The 14,377-nt window shown below is 65.5% G+C and carries 11 protein-coding genes and 1 pseudogene; 4 read left to right on the top strand and 8 right to left on the bottom strand.

The annotated features are described in order from the left end of the window. Positions 1-20: 20 nt before the first annotated feature. The 3 genes and pseudogenes from hemC to QA649_RS10225 all read right to left on the bottom strand — a co-directional run bounded on the left by hemC (position 21) and on the right by QA649_RS10225 (position 3,285). Complete coding sequence (gene hemC / locus QA649_RS10235; RefSeq protein WP_283024067.1) at positions 21-1,001, bottom strand: hydroxymethylbilane synthase; 981 nt, start codon at positions 999-1,001, stop codon at positions 21-23. 24 nt (positions 1,002-1,025) lie between these two features. After that, positions 1,026-2,641 (bottom strand): annotated as a pseudogene (locus QA649_RS10230) (choline dehydrogenase). Positions 2,642-2,694: 53 nt separating this feature from the next. Then, complete coding sequence (locus tag QA649_RS10225) at positions 2,695-3,285, bottom strand: TetR/AcrR family transcriptional regulator (RefSeq protein WP_283024066.1); 591 nt, start codon at positions 3,283-3,285, stop codon at positions 2,695-2,697. A 340-nt stretch (positions 3,286-3,625) separates the two neighbouring features. Between QA649_RS10225 and QA649_RS10220 the strand changes: the two genes are divergently transcribed. Beyond that, on the top strand, positions 3,626-3,991 hold the full coding sequence (locus QA649_RS10220) for a nuclear transport factor 2 family protein (RefSeq protein ID WP_283024065.1): 366 nt from the start codon (positions 3,626-3,628) through the stop codon (positions 3,989-3,991). 239 nt (positions 3,992-4,230) lie between these two features. Here QA649_RS10220 and QA649_RS10215 read toward each other — a convergent pair whose 3' ends face one another. Continuing rightward, on the bottom strand, positions 4,231-4,650 hold the full coding sequence (locus QA649_RS10215) for a MarR family winged helix-turn-helix transcriptional regulator (protein WP_283026005.1): 420 nt from the start codon (positions 4,648-4,650) through the stop codon (positions 4,231-4,233). Positions 4,651-4,760: 110 nt separating this feature from the next. On the opposite strand from QA649_RS10215, the gene QA649_RS10210 reads away from it, so the two are divergent. The 3 genes from QA649_RS10210 (at position 4,761) to QA649_RS10200 (ending at position 9,565) form a co-directional block, all read left to right on the top strand. Beyond that, positions 4,761-6,254 (top strand): FAD-dependent oxidoreductase, encoded by a 1,494-nt coding sequence (locus tag QA649_RS10210; RefSeq protein WP_283024064.1) that lies wholly within the window; start codon positions 4,761-4,763, stop codon positions 6,252-6,254. Positions 6,255-6,673: 419 nt separating this feature from the next. Continuing rightward, complete coding sequence (locus QA649_RS10205; protein ID WP_283024063.1) at positions 6,674-8,635, top strand: EAL domain-containing protein; 1,962 nt, start codon at positions 6,674-6,676, stop codon at positions 8,633-8,635. Positions 8,636-8,803: 168 nt separating this feature from the next. After that, the gene (locus tag QA649_RS10200) at positions 8,804-9,565 is read left to right on the top strand and encodes a cupin domain-containing protein (protein WP_283024062.1); all 762 of its coding nucleotides are present in this window, start codon (positions 8,804-8,806) and stop codon (positions 9,563-9,565) included. 92 nt (positions 9,566-9,657) lie between these two features. Here the strand turns inward: QA649_RS10200 and QA649_RS10195 are convergent, their stop codons facing one another. From QA649_RS10195 to pgm, 4 genes are all read right to left on the bottom strand, one after another. Beyond that, positions 9,658-10,638, bottom strand: coding sequence for a PDR/VanB family oxidoreductase (locus QA649_RS10195; protein ID WP_283024061.1), 981 nt, complete (start codon positions 10,636-10,638; stop codon positions 9,658-9,660). A gap of 11 nt (positions 10,639-10,649) precedes the next feature. Continuing rightward, entirely contained in the window at positions 10,650-11,411 is a 762-nt protein-coding gene (locus QA649_RS10190; protein ID WP_283024060.1) for a GntR family transcriptional regulator, read from the bottom strand. 6 nt (positions 11,412-11,417) lie between these two features. Further along, on the bottom strand, positions 11,418-12,467 hold the full coding sequence (locus tag QA649_RS10185) for an aromatic ring-hydroxylating dioxygenase subunit alpha (RefSeq protein ID WP_283024059.1): 1,050 nt from the start codon (positions 12,465-12,467) through the stop codon (positions 11,418-11,420). Between the two features lie 263 nt (positions 12,468-12,730). Next, positions 12,731-14,377 (bottom strand): phosphoglucomutase (alpha-D-glucose-1,6-bisphosphate-dependent), encoded by a 1,647-nt coding sequence (pgm, locus tag QA649_RS10180; RefSeq protein WP_283024058.1) that lies wholly within the window; start codon positions 14,375-14,377, stop codon positions 12,731-12,733.

Raw genomic sequence — 14,377 nt, 5'->3', positions numbered from 1 at the left:
CGGCGATGGCGGAAAGCGCGTCAGCGCGGGCGGCTGCGCTCGATGATCTCCGCCGCGCCCTTCGCCAGCAGATCGAGACCCACCGCGCGGCCGAGCTCGCGCGGGCGGTTGGCCGGCCCGGTGCGCGCGGCCTCGATGATGGTGTTGCCGGAGAGGTCGAGCACGGATGCGGTAAGCGACATCTGATCGCCCGCGATGGTCGAAAAACCCGCCACCGGCGAATTGCAGTGACCGTTGAGCACCCACAGCACCTCGCGCTCGGCATCGGCAGAGGCGTGCGCGGCGGGATCATCGATCGACGACAGGATTTTTCGCGTCTGCCAGTCCTGCGCGGCGCATTCGACCGCAACGATGCCCTGCCCGGCCGCCGGCAGCATCTCCGCCGCGGTGAATTCGTAGGCGATGCGATCAGCCAGACCGACGCGATCAAGTCCCGAGCGCGCCATGATCAACGCATCCGCCGGGCCCACCGCACCACCATCCGGCAGGCGCTGCTTCTCGCCATTGTCGAGTTTTCGCACGCGGGTGTCGGCGGCTCCCCGGAAGTGGATCACCTCCACATCCGGGAACAACCGCCGCGCATAGGCGGCCCGGCGCACCGCGTTGGTGCCAATTTTAAAACCCTTGCCGCGGGACTGGCGCAGCGCCTCCAGCGTCACGCCGTCACGCAGCACCAGCGCGTCGCCGGGCGGATCGCGCGACAGCGTGGCGCCGATGACGAGGCCGGGCGTGTCCTCGTTGCCCGGCATGTCCTTCAGCGAATGCATCGCCGCCTGCAATTCGCCCGACAACACGGCGGCGCGGATCTGTGCCACGAAGGCCCCGCCCTTGCCGCCATGCGGCAAGAGCTTGCTGGTCTGGTCGAGATCGCCCGTGGTGTCGAACTTGACGATCTCGACATCGAGACCGGGCACGGCGGCAGTCAGGCGGCGCGCGATCTCTTCCGTCTGTGCCAGCGCCATCGCGCTCTTGCGGGTGCCGATCTTCAGTCGCGTAGCCAAGCCGTTGTCCTTTCGAGCCGCAATTTAACGCGCATCCTCCAATATCATGTCGGAGGCCTTTTCGGCGATCATGATGATCGGCGCGTTGGTGTTCCCCGAGACGAGGTCCGGCATGACCGAGCCGTCGACGACGCGGAGACCGTCGAGCCCCCTCACCTTCAGTCGCTGGTCCACCACCGCGAGCGCGTCGTTGCCCATACGACAGGTCGAGGTCGGATGGTAGATGGTGCTGCCGCGCTCGCGGCAATAATCCAGGATCTCGGCATCCGTGGATACCTTCGCCCCGGGATCGTACTCGCTGACCACGAACGGCTTCAGCGCTGGCGCGTTCAATATCTTGCGCAGGATCTTCAGGCCCTCGACGTTGGTGGTGCGGTCGGTCTCGGTCGACATGTAGTTGATGCGGATCTCCGGCGGCACGGTCGGGTCGGCGCTCTTGATGCGCAGGGAGCCGCGGCTCTCGGGACGGAGCTGGCAGATCGAGGCGGTGAAACCGGAGAAATCATGCAGCTTCTCGCCCATCTTGTCGGTCGAGAACGGCAGGAAGTGGACCTGGATGTCGGGCGAGGCGAGCCGCGGGCTGGTCTTGAAGAACGCGCCCGCGGTGCCGGCCGCAATCGTCAGCCAGCCCTTGCGGAACAGCGCATAGCGTGCGCCGGCCATGGTGCGGCGGAGCGGATTGTTGACGGTGTCGTTCAGCGTGATCTTCTGCGAGCAGCGCATCACGATGCGGACCTGCATGTGGTCCTGAAGGTCGTGGCCGACGCCAGCGGCGTCGAGCACGACGTCAATGCCATGCTTGCGAAGCAGATCGCCGGGGCCGACGCCGGAGAGCTGGAGCAGCTGCGGCGAGTTGTAGGCGCCGCTCGACAGCACGATCTCCCTCCGCGCCCGCGCGCGGCGCACGGCCTGTACTCGATGCCGACGGCGCGACGACCCTCGAACAGCACGCGCTGACCGAGCGCCTCAGTCTCGATCTTGAGATTGCCGCGCGTCCGCGCGGGGCCGAGATAGGCGACCGACGTCGAGGCGCGGCGGCCGTTGCGCGTCGTGGTCTGGAACAGGCCGACGCCTTCCTGCGTGGCGCCGTTGAAATCAGGGTTGTAGGGCAGACCGGTCTCGACCGCGGCGTCAATGAAGGCTTTCGACAGCGGATCGGTCACGATCATGTTGGAAACCGGCAGCGGCCCACCCGTGCCGTGATACTGATCCGCACCGCGCGACTGGTTCTCGGCCTTCTTGAAGTAAGGTAGCACGTCGTCGTAGCCCCAGCCGGTGTTACCGAGCTGGCGCCAGCGGTCGTAGTCCTCATGCTGGCCGCGGACATAGAGCAGGCCGTTGATCGAGCTCGAGCCGCCCAGCGTCTTGCCGCGCGGCTGGAACACCTGGCGTCCCTTCAGCTCGGGCTCCGGCTCGGTCTGGTACATCCAGTTGACGGACTTCTCCTTGAACAGCTTGCCGTAGCCGAGGGGGACGTGGATCCAGATGTTGGAATCCTTCGGTCCGGCCTCGAGCAGGAGCACGCTGTACTTGCCGCTCGCCGATAGGCGGTTCGCGAGCACGCAGCCGGCTGAGCCGGCGCCGACGATGACGTAGTCGAATTCGGGATCTGACGGCGTGAGGGAGGAATTTGCGTTCATGCGCTACTGTTCTTCTTGTTGGTGGGGGCGTTTCCAGCTCGTGAGTAGCACAATCATGCGCGCAGTCGCAGCGCCTCGACCAGCGACTTGAACGCACGGGCATATTCCGCGCCCGCCCTTGCGATGTCGGCGCGGCCGGCGCAGGCGACTGCGGCCTCAGTCACGGCGCCGAGCAGCAGGCGCGCCAGCGGCTCGACCGGCTGTCGGGCGATCAACCCGGCTTCCATCGCAGAGGAAAGCGCGCGCGGCATCTTGCCGCCAAAATGCTGCGCGTCGATCTCGCGCCAGCGTTCCCAGCCGAGCACGGCGGGGCCATCGCGCAGGATGATCTGGCCGGTCGGTCCCTTGGCGGTCGCGGCAAAATAATGCTGGGTGCCGGCGACCATCGCGGCGAGCACGTCCTTCTCGGCCCGCGCCGTGCGGTCGATCTCGGCAACGAGATCGCGCGAGACCTGGTCGAACACGGCTTCGAACACCGCCTCCTTGGTCTTGAAGTGATGATAGACCGCGCCCTTGGCGACGGAGGCGCCTTCGGCAATCTCGTCCATCGTGGTGGCGGCAAAGCCCTGCGTCCCGAACAGCCGGCGCGCCGCCGTCAGGATCGCCTCCGATGTTGCCGCCCGCCGCTCCGCCTGTTTCGCCATGAGTCTCGTCTAATGCATGATGGGTTGAAGTCGAAGCGAGTTCGCGATCAGCGGCGGTCTCTCCGTTCCCTCCCCCCTTGCGGGGGAGGGTCAGGGAGGGGGCCACACGGGGACTCTATCGATCGCGCATGCGCTCGGTGCATCATCAACAACTGGCACTCTTTGCTGGGCCACCCCTCTCCCTAGCCCTCCCCCGCAAGGGGGGAGGGAACGCACCTTCGTTGCAGCGCTAGTCTCATCCCATCAGGCTGTAATCGAATTCGGCGCAAGCGGCCAGTTGACTTTTCGACTATCGGTCGGTATTTACCGACTATTAGTCGGTTTTACTCGTGAGGTCGCCATGCCCAGCCGTGACATCGTCGAAGCTTTTGCGAAGCGACTGGAGGATGGGGACTTCGTCGGCGCGATAGAACAATTCTACACGCCGGATGCCGCCACCTATGAGAACAACGCTGCACCTACGATCGGCCGCGACAAGCTCGTTGCCAAGGAGCGCGGCGTGCTGGCAGCCTCCAAGGAGGTCAAGGCGGTCCGCGTCGGGCCAAGCCTGATCGACGGCGACCACGTCGCCTCGCGCTGGATTTTCAGCTTCACCAATGTTGAAGGTGTCACGCGGACGCTAGACGAGATCGCATGGCAGACCTGGCAGGGCGACAAGCTTGTCGAGGAGCGGTTCTATTACGACCCGAAGCAGCTGGGGCGATGATGTTCAGAGCACTGCTGTCATTGCCCGGCTTGACCGGGCGATCCAGTATGTTGAAGAGCTCGCTCTCGCCAAATCCGCCGCGGTGTACTGGATGCCCCGGTCCCGTCTCCGCCAAGGCTACGCCGGGACCACAAGGGTGCCTCTGCTCGTCGGAGCTTTAGCGAAGGCGGCAAGCCCGGGCATGACAGCCGGGGTGGCGAAACGGCGCGCTACGTTTGCAAGCGCTTTCGTGATCGATGTCAGCTTGGATCGCCAGATGCGATCATCGCGTCTGCGAGCTTGCGCATCAAGCGCACGAGGTCCTCGACATCCTGATCGTCCCAGCTCGCGAACATCCCGCCGACGATGCGTTCGCGCGCCCGGTCCACCGCGTCGGTCATGGCCTTGCCGCTCGGCGTGACGGTGGCCTCGCTGACGCGGCGATCCGTTTCGCTGGCGTGGCGCTTGACCAGGCCCAGGCTTTCCAGCTTCGCGACCTGCCGGCTGACCGTGGTGTAGTCCCGCCCCATCCGATCGGCGAGATCGACGACGCCGATCGGACCGCGCCGCTCGATGCCGACGAGCAGCGGAAACAGGGCGCGATCGAGCGATATGCCGGCCTCGCGGATCATCATCTCGTCACCCTGCCGGCGGTTCATGACGCTGAGGATGTCGATCAACGCCTCGTGAAGCGAACGCACCTGTTTTTTAATATGTGTATTTTGCACCCTTCTTGACACTCCGGCTGCCCTCCACTTAATATGTGCATATTACACATATCGAGGATCCCATGACAAAGCAATTCACGGCGGATGTCCTGATCTGCGGCGCCGGCGCGGCCGGCCTGACGCTCGCCATCGAGCTCGCCCGGCGGGGTGTCTCCTTTCGGCTGATCGAGAAGAACGACGGTCCGTTCCACGGCTCCCGCGGCAAGGGAATCCAGCCGCGCACCCAGGAAATCTTCGAGGATCTCGGCATTCTCGACCGTATCGTCGCGGCTGGCGGCCACTACCCGCCGGAGCGCAAATACCTCGGCGACGGCAGCTTCATCGAGACGGAGATCGCGGAGCACATCGCCCCGACACCGGCCGAGCCCTACCACATGGCGCTGATGCTCCCGCAATTCCTGACCGAGGACGTGATGCGCGAACGCCTGCGCGAACTCGGCCAGCACGTGGAGTTTGGCCGCGAGCTGACCGGCTTCGAGCAGGACCAGGACGGCGTGACCGCGCGCCTGGCAGGCAGGGACGGCGAGGAGACCATCCGGGTGCGCTACCTCGTCGGCGCCGACGGGGGCCGCAGCTTCGTGCGTCATGCGCTCGCTATCGGCTTTCCGGGCAAGACGCTCGGCGTGCGTGCCATCGTTGCAGATGTCGTGCTGACGGGGCTGGACCGTGGGGCGTGGCATCGCTTCCACGACGGTGCGATGGATCGGCAGATGGCGCTGTGCCCGCTGGCCGGAACGGAGCTCTTCCAGTTGCAGGCGCCGGTCCCGCTCGAAGGCCAGGTCGATCTGTCGGCCGAAGGGCTCTCGGCCATGATCGCCGAACGCACCGGGCGCAGCGATATTCGCGTTCACGCCGTGCATTGGGCATCGGCCTATCAGATGAACGCGCGTCTTGCCGATCGTTACCGGGACGGCCGCGCATTCCTGATCGGCGATGCCGCTCACATTCATCCCCCGACCGGAGGTCAGGGTCTCAATACCAGTGTGCAGGACGCCTACAATCTCGGCTGGAAGCTCGCCGCCGTGATCGGCGGGGCCGTCGCAGCTCTGCTCGACAGCTATGAGAGCGAGCGCCGTCCGGTTGCGGCCGCCATGCTCGGCCTTGCCACAAAATTGCTGGATGCCGCCAAGCGCGGCGACATCAGGCGCGGCCGCGAGGTGCAGCAACTCGACATCGGCTATCCCGGCTCGCCGCTCGCGCTGGAACAGCCGGAGCGCGTGTCGGGCCTGCTCGCGGGAGATCGTGCACCGGATGCGCCGCTGCGCGGCGCGGCCGGACAGCCGATGCGGCTGTTCGAGTTGCTCAAAGGGCCTCATTGGACGCTGCTTGGCTATCAGGCGAGACGCGACGCGGTGCCGGCGCGCACGGGATTGCGCATCCACTGCATCGGCCCGGATGGCGAACTCGTCGACGAAGGCCAGCACTTCCGCGGCGCCTACGCCGTCTCGCCCGGGGACTGGGTGTTGATACGTCCCGACGGCTACATCGGCGCCTTCGTGGGCTCGCAGCAGACCGAGGCGCTCATGCGATTCCTGCACGAACAAGGCGTGGTCTGACGAATCGTTCTATTGCGATCCGAAGCGATCGGGGCGGTGATCGCGCCCTTCCTGACACCGGTGTCATCGCCCGGCTCGACCGGGCGATCCAGTATTCCAGAGAACGGCATTGAAGAGCTCGCTCTCGCCACATCCGCCGCGGCGTACTGGATGCCCCGCCGGAGCCTGTCATCGGGCTCGCCGAAGGCGAGACCCGGTGGCGGGGCATGACAGCGGAACTAGTAGCGAACTTGTTCCTTCCGTTACATCCGTAACGTAAGGCGCCGCATTTGTATCGATTTGTTATCGATACCTTCCTTTGAACACGCAGAAGTGGTCGCGACCACCCTGGCAAGCGTGGATAATTCATAGTTCGTCAAAGGTTTGCGGAGAATTCTTCGGATCGAGCCGGACAAACGGCCCTGCTGCTAGGCTCTGGAATGCGGACTCAACTGACCAGCTATTTCGCGCGGCTGTTCGCCGGCGATCTGTCGGCGTTCGGCGGTCCCGCAACGGACGAGGCCGTGGCGGGCCACATCCGCGCCGAACAGATGTCGCTGGTGCTCGGCTATTCGGTCGGCATCATGCTCGCCAATGCCTGCAACGCCATGGTGCTGGCCATCGCGCTGTGGGGCTCGCCGGACCGGACGTTCGCCCTGATCTGGGCGACCACGGTAGCCGTCGCCGCGATCGCGTTCGGCCTGCAATCCCACGGCGCGCGGCGCATCACCAAGCCACACTTCGTCTCGCAGCGCGCCATGCATCGGCTGGTGCGCAATGCCTTTCTGCTCGGGGCGGCCTGGGGCATCGTCCCGGTCGCCTTCTTCGCCAATGCCTCGACCGGCGGCCAGCTCGTCATCACCTGCCTGTGCTCGGGAATGCTGGCCGGCGGCGCGCTCGCCTTCGCCACGATCCCGATCGCGGCCATCGCCTTCACGGCCCCGATCTTCGTCGGCATCGCCATCTGCCTCGGCAGGAACGGCGACCTCGCCTTCCTGCTGATCGCCTTCCTCGTCGTGGTCTATGGCAGCGTGCTGCTGCGCGGCGTGTTCGTCAATTCGTTCTCGTTCGCACGGCGCGTGATGCGGCAGATCGAGGCCGAGCGCACGGTGCGACAGGACCCGCTGACGCAACTGCCCAACCGCTTCGCCTTCAACGAGACGCTCGATGCCGCGCTGAAGCGCCTCGCGCTGTCGGGCGAGGAGTTCGCGGTGCTGCTGCTCGATCTCGATCGCTTCAAGGAGGTCAACGACAAGTTCGGCCATCCCGCCGGCGACGAATTTTTGGTTCAGGCCGCAAGCCGACTACAGCGCTGCACCCGCGCCGCCGAGCACGTCGCGCGCATCGGCGGCGACGAGTTCGCCCTGGTGATGGCCAATCTGGCGCGGCCCGAGGATGCACTCGAGATCGCCGAGCGCTTCGTTGCGGCCTTCGACGAGCCGTTCCAGATCGAGGGCCGCCAGATCGTCGGCGCGACCAGCGTCGGCATCGTGCTGGCCCCTCGCGACGGCAACATGGCGCTCGACCTCATGAAGAACGCGGACGCTGCGCTCTATCGCGCCAAGAAGGCGGGACCGGGCACGGTCTGCTTCTTCGAGCAGGCCGACGACAGGCTGTCCCGCGACCGCAAGGCGCTGCAGTCGGACCTCGAGGGTGCCATCGCGCGCAACGAGCTGTTCCTGGTGTTTCAGCCGTTCCTCGATCTCGGGAGCAATCGGATCACCGGTTTCGAGGCGCTGCTGCGTTGGCAGCATCCCTCGCGGGGCCTCGTGCCGCCGAGCGAGTTCATCGCCATCGCCGAGGAGACCGGGCTGATCCACGAGATCGGCGAATGGGTGATCCGGCGCGCCTGTGCGACGCTTTCGGACTGGCCCGAGGACATCAGGGTCGCCGTGAATTTCTCCGCGGCACAGTTTCACAACACGGCCATCCTCCAGACCATCGTGCAGGCCCTCGCCGATGCGAAGGTCTCTCCCAACCGCTTCGAGATCGAGATCACGGAATCGATGCTGCTCTCGAAATACGGCTCGGCCGCATCGATCCTGAACGCGCTGCTGCAACTCGGCGTCACCGTGGCGCTCGACGATTTCGGCACCGGCTTCTCGTCGCTGACTTACCTGCGCAAGCTGCCGTTCAGCCGCATCAAGATCGACCAGTCCTTCATCCGCGACATGCTGGTGCAGCCGGACTGCGCCGCGATCGTGAAGTCGGTGATCTCGCTGGCGCGCGACCTCAACATCGCCGTGGTTGCCGAAGGCGTCGAGACCGCCGACCAGCTCGAATATCTGCGCCAGATCGTTTGCGACGAGGTGCAGGGCTATCTGATCAGCCGGCCGGTATCGGCCGATAACGTACTGGCGCTGCTGAATACGAAGAAGCTTCGGGCGGTCTTCGCGGCGTAGACACGCTGCACACACACATCAGCCTGCGGGCGGGACGCGAAACCCGCAGCGCCCGATCGTCATTGACCCGCATCCATCCTCGACCAAAGCCGAATAGCACTGCGAGGTCCACGCGCCTAGATTGAACGCGTAAAGGCAGGTTGTCGGCGGGCAAGCAGGGGAGACCGCATGATGAGCAGCTTCCTTCGACGCTTGTGGCAACGGCGCAAGAAAAAATCGCTGGGTAATACGGAGCCTGCTTCGGACAGGACCGCGTCTTCTTTCGAACAACTCGAAGGCAGGGATCGGCGACACCTGCTGCAAGCGCTGTCGGTCCTCGCGACCGGCAGTGCGCTGACTGGGATATCACACCCGGCCGAAGCAAGAGATTCAAGCGATTTGCCGCCGCCGAGACGCGCGCTGACCGGCCGCGACGAGGCCGGCAAGTCGGTGCTGACGTCTTTCGACGTGACGCCGAAGGTGGTCGAGATCGATGCAAATCCCGGACTGACTTTCTATGAACTGTATATGACCGAGGGCGTGCCGGAGCTCACTGGTCGAGAGCCAGATCCGATGTTGAAGGGAACGAAAGCCTTTCCGGGTCCCGGAGGCACGATGTTTCGTCTCATCTCCTATCCGCCGAAGCGCCCCGAAGGCTGGAAACCGCCGCCTGGAGTCACCTTCGAGAGCGGGCTCAGAGAAATGTCGGAGAAGATCCCTGCCATGGGAGATCATTTTGACCGCGCCGCTCCGGGGATGCACACATCGGACACCATCGACTACGGGGTCGTGGTTCGTGGCGAGATGACACTGGAGCTGGACGACGGGCAGAAAGTCCATTTGCGTCAAGGCGACTGCATCGTCCAGAACGGAACGCGCCATCGCTGGCGCAACCCGTTGCCGGAGCCCTGTCTCATGGCGTTCATCTCGGTCGGCGGGAAGCGCGCCTGACACAGAAGAGTCGGGTGACCGCAGTGGGGCTCGGCTTCCAGGCAAAGCGGACGCGACGAATTGATCGTGACACGTCCTGTGACCAGGCTTGGTCAGACCGCGTCGGCCCGCAGCAGCGTGTCCACCGTGATGGTGCCGCGCGCGCGGGAGACGCAGGCGCAGATCTTCTGGTTGCTCTGTTTCTGGTGATCGCTGAAGAAGACGTCGCGATGGTCGATCTCGCCGTCGACCTCCACGACGTCGATGGCGCAGAGGCCGCATTCGCCGCGCTTGCAGTCGTACATGACGTCGTGGCCGCTGGCGTTGAGCACGTCCAGCATCGAGCGTTCGCGCGGGATCTCGAGCTCGACATTCGAGCCCTTCAATCTCACGCGAAAAGTTTCGGTCGGCAGCGTGCCGCTGGAGCCGAAGGTCTCGTAGCGGAGAGCGGGCAGCGGATGGCCGGCGCCGATCCAGGCGTGACGCGCGGCATCGAGCATCCGCATCGGGCCGCAGAACAGCGCCAGCGCGCCTTGCGGAAGTGAAGCAAACAGAGCGTCGAGATCGAGCCGCCGGCCTTCATCGCTGGCATGGACGACCAGGCGCTCCCCGAGCATGGCGGCGAGATCGTCGAGATAGGCGGCCTCACGGCGCGAACGCACGGCATAATGCAGCGTGACGCTTGCCCCGCGCCGGGCCAGCGCCTGCGCGGCGCCGAGGATCGGGGTGATGCCGATGCCGCCGGCGATCAGGCAATAGTTTTCCCGCGCCCAGTCCACCGCGAGCAGCGATGCGGGCTGGGTGATGTCGAGCCGCGCACCCGCCTGCAAGGACCACATGTAGCGCGAGCCGCCGCGGGAATCATCAGTGCGGCGCACCGCGATTCGAAGGCCCTGCGACGAGGCCTCGCCGACCAGCGAATAGGACCGCGTCTCCGGCTGGCCGTCGATGGTCACGCTGACATTGATGTGGCTGCCGACCGGATAGGCCGCGCCGTCGAACTGATCGGGGCGGATCAGGAATTCGCGGATGCCGGGGGCGAGATCGCGCGTCGAGACGAGCGTCGCCGGGGTCCAGGTTTCGATGAAGCGCATGGCGACTGCCCTCAATCGGTTGCGGTCTTGATCAGCGCGAGCGCAGGCAGGAGGTCGAGATGGGTCCGGTTGCGCAGCGCGAGCCTCAAGTTGCGAACCGCAAGCCGGGCATGCTCGCGCATGATGGCTTCGGCGCGCGCGCCTTCGCGGTTCTCGATCGCGTCGATCACGACGCGATGGTGCTCCTGCCCGATGATCAGGATCTGCTGCGCCTCGGGAAGCGCCGACTGCGCCATCACGAAGCCGCTTGGCGACGCGAACGGCAGTGCCGAGGCGCGGTCGATCTGGCGGATCAGCGGCGGGCTGCGCGACAATTCCGTGAGCACCGCATGGAAGCGGGCATTGAGCGTGACATAGGACGAGAAGGCCTCGATCGAGATCGGCACCTGGCGCAGCAGCTCGTCGATCGCCGCGAGGCACTCCTTGAGCGGCTCGAGCTCGCGCGCGGAGACGCCGCGCTCGGCGGCAAAGCGCGCAGCGAGGCCTTCCAACGTGCCGCGCAGCTCGATGGAATCGGAGATGTCGCGCTCCGAAAACGCCTTCACCATGAAGCCGCCGGAAGGGATCCCCTCCAGCAGGCCCTCCTCCTCCAGCCGCACCAAGGCCATGCGCACCGGCGTGCGCGAGGCGCCTGTGGTCTCCACCGCCTGCAGCTCGGAGATGCGCTCGCCGGGGCGCAAGGAGCCCGACAGGATCTGGTCGCGCAGCGCGAGCTGCGCCTTCACGGTCTGCGAGATGGAGCGGTCGACCTCACGCTCGGGCGCTACTTTCATTTGTCCCTACTCCGCGGCCTGAAGGCGCGGCGGCGGATTTTCCTTCGCCACCATCCTGTCGATCAGCTTGCGCGTCCACATCGCGCCGGCGTCGATGTTGAGATTGTAGAACACGCGATCGGGATTCTCGTCCATGGCGCGCTGCTGCGCTTCCAGGATCATCTCGTCCTCGCGGAAGATGCCGGAGACGCCCTCGCGGATCTCGGTGGTGATGCGCTGCTCGCCGATCTGATAGTTGCGCACGAAGGCCCAGAAATAATGGCAGGTCTTCTCGGTCTCCGGCGTGATGGTGTTGAGCACGAAACCGTTGACGCCCTGCGAGCGGTCGCCTTCCGGCGCGCCGGTGCCTGTCGGCGCCACGCCGACGTCGATGGCGATGGTGCACGGCGCCTCGAAGCGGATGATCTGCCAGCGGTCGACGAGACCGGACTTGCCGAGCTGCTTGGCCCAGAACGGCGGCGCCTCGATGCCGCGCATCCAGCGCGTCACCGTCACAGTTTTCTCGCCATGGGTGACGTCGAACGGCGCCTCGGCGACCGCATCGTTACCGATGGAGGAGCCGTGCACGAAAGTCTCGTGGGTGAGGTCCATGAGATTGTCCAGCACGAGGCGGTAGTCGCAATTGACGTGGATGGTCTTGCCGTCGCCGGCCCAGGCCGGATCGTCGTTCCAGTGCATGTCGGGCACGAGCGCGGGATCGGCCAGCGCGGGATCGCCCATCCAGAGCCAGATGTAGCGGTGGCGCTCGACCACGGGATAGGCGCGCACGCAGGCGGACGGGTTGATGGTCTCCTGCGAGGGCATGAAGGTGCAGCGGCCCTGCGCGTTGTACTTCAGGCCATGATAGCCGCAGACGACAGTGTCGCCCTCGAGCCGGCCCTTGGACAGCGGCACGAGGCGATGCCAGCAGGCATCCTCCAGCGCGGCCACCGAGCCGTCGGCCTTGCGGTACATCACGATGTGCTTGCCGCAGATCGTCCGCGGCAACAGCGCCGGCTTCACCTCCGCATCCCAGGCGGCGGCGTACCAGGCGTTCATGGGGAAGGGTTTTGTCATAGGTCTCACTCCCACGGCTTATGTATGCGTTATGTATACAATAACGGGGAGATAGAATTGTTCAAGGCCAAAATAGGCGTATCAAATTACCTATAGCCTGTTTGATGTATACATATCTAACCAGTACGCCGCGGCGGACATTGGGTTCACACAACTGGGGCCGCGGCGCACTGGATCACCCGCTTTCGCGGGTGATGACAGCGGAGAATACGGCAGCCCCTCCCTCGGAGAGGCGCAAGAAAGGCGCGCCGGCCGCAGGGCCCTTACGCCCCGAACACCTTCGCCAGCCCGGCCTGAGCCTCTTCCTGAATCCGCTTCAGGTGTTCGGTGCTGCGGAAGCTTTCTGCATAGATCTTGTAGACGTCCTCGGTCCCCGACGGCCGCGCAGCGAACCAGCCGAAATCGGTCTCGACCTTGATGCCGCCGAACGGCTGGCCGTTGCCCGGCGCCTTGCTCAGCGTCGAGCGAACCGGATCGCCGGCGAGATCCCTGAGGCCGAGCTGCTCGGGGGTGACGGATTTGAGGATGTTCTTCTGCGGTGTCGTGGCCGCGACGTCGATGCGCGCGTAGTGCGGCACGCCGAATTCGGCGGTGAGGTCATTGAACAGCTGGCTGGGATCGCGGCCGGTCTTCGCCATGATCTCGGCGGCGAGCAGGCCGAGGATGATGCCGTCCTTGTCGGTGGTCCACACCGTGCCATCGCGGCGCAGGAACGAGGCCCCTGCACTCTCCTCGCCGCCGAAGCCGAAGCCGCCGCTGACGAGGCCATCGACGAACCATTTGAAGCCGACCGGCGTCTCCACCAGCTTGCGGCCGAGCTTCTTGGCGACGCGGTCGATGATCGAGCTCGACACCACGGTCTTGCCGATCGCGGCATCCCTGCCCCAGTCCGGGCGGTGCGCGAACAGATAGGAGATCGCGGTCGCCAGATAATGGTTCGGATTCATCAGGCCGCCGGTGCGCGTGACGATGCCGTGGCGGTCGGCGTCGGTGTCGTTGGCAAAGGCGACGTCGAAACGGTCGCGCATGCCGATCAGGCTCGCCATCGCGTAAGGCGAGGAGCAGTCCATGCGGATCTTGCCGTCCCAGTCCGCGGTCATGAAGCGGAAGGTCGGGTCGATCGCTTCGTTCACGACCGTGGCGTTGAGGCCGTAGCGCTCGATGATCGGATGCCAGTAATGCACGGCGGCACCGCCGAGCGGATCGACGCCGATCCTGATGCCGGCGGATTTGACCAGGTCGAGATCGACGACATTGCCGAGATCGGCGACGTAAGGCGTGATGAAGTCGTACGGACGCACGTTCGCGGCCTTGCGCGCCCTGGCGTAGTCGATGCGCTTCACGCCCTTGAGGCCGTCGGCGAGATAGGCGTTGGCGCGCTTCTCGATCACGGAGGTGGCGTCGGTGTCGGCGGGGCCGCCATGCGGCGGATTGTATTTGTAGCCGCCGTCCTCCGGCGGATTGTGCGAGGGCGTGATGACGACGCCGTCGGCAAGGCCGCTGCTGCGGCCCTTGTTGTAGGTCAGGATCGCGTGCGAGATCACGGGCGTCGGCGTGTAGCCGCCGTCCTTGTCGATCATGATGTCGACGCCGTTGGCGGCGAACACTTCGACGGCGCTGACCAGCGCCGGCTCCGCCAGTGCATGGGTGTCGATGCCGATGAAGAGCGGGCCGGTCAGCCCCTTCTCCTTGCGGTAGTCGCAGATCGCCTGCGTGGTCGCGAGGATGTGGCCCTCGTTGAAGGTGTTCTTGAACGAGGTGCCGCGGTGGCCGGAGGTGCCGAACGCCACCCGCTGCGCCGGATCCGCAACATCGGGCTTGCCCGCAAAATAGGCCGTCACCAGCCTTGGAATGTTGGTGAGCGCGTCCGGCGAGACCTGCTTGCCCGCCGCGGGATGAACATCAGCCAC

Origin of the sequence: Bradyrhizobium sp. CB1717, assembly GCF_029714325.1 — a bacterium.
Classification (GTDB): domain Bacteria; phylum Pseudomonadota; class Alphaproteobacteria; order Rhizobiales; family Xanthobacteraceae; genus Bradyrhizobium.
This window is presented reverse-complemented; position numbering and strand designations above follow the sequence as displayed.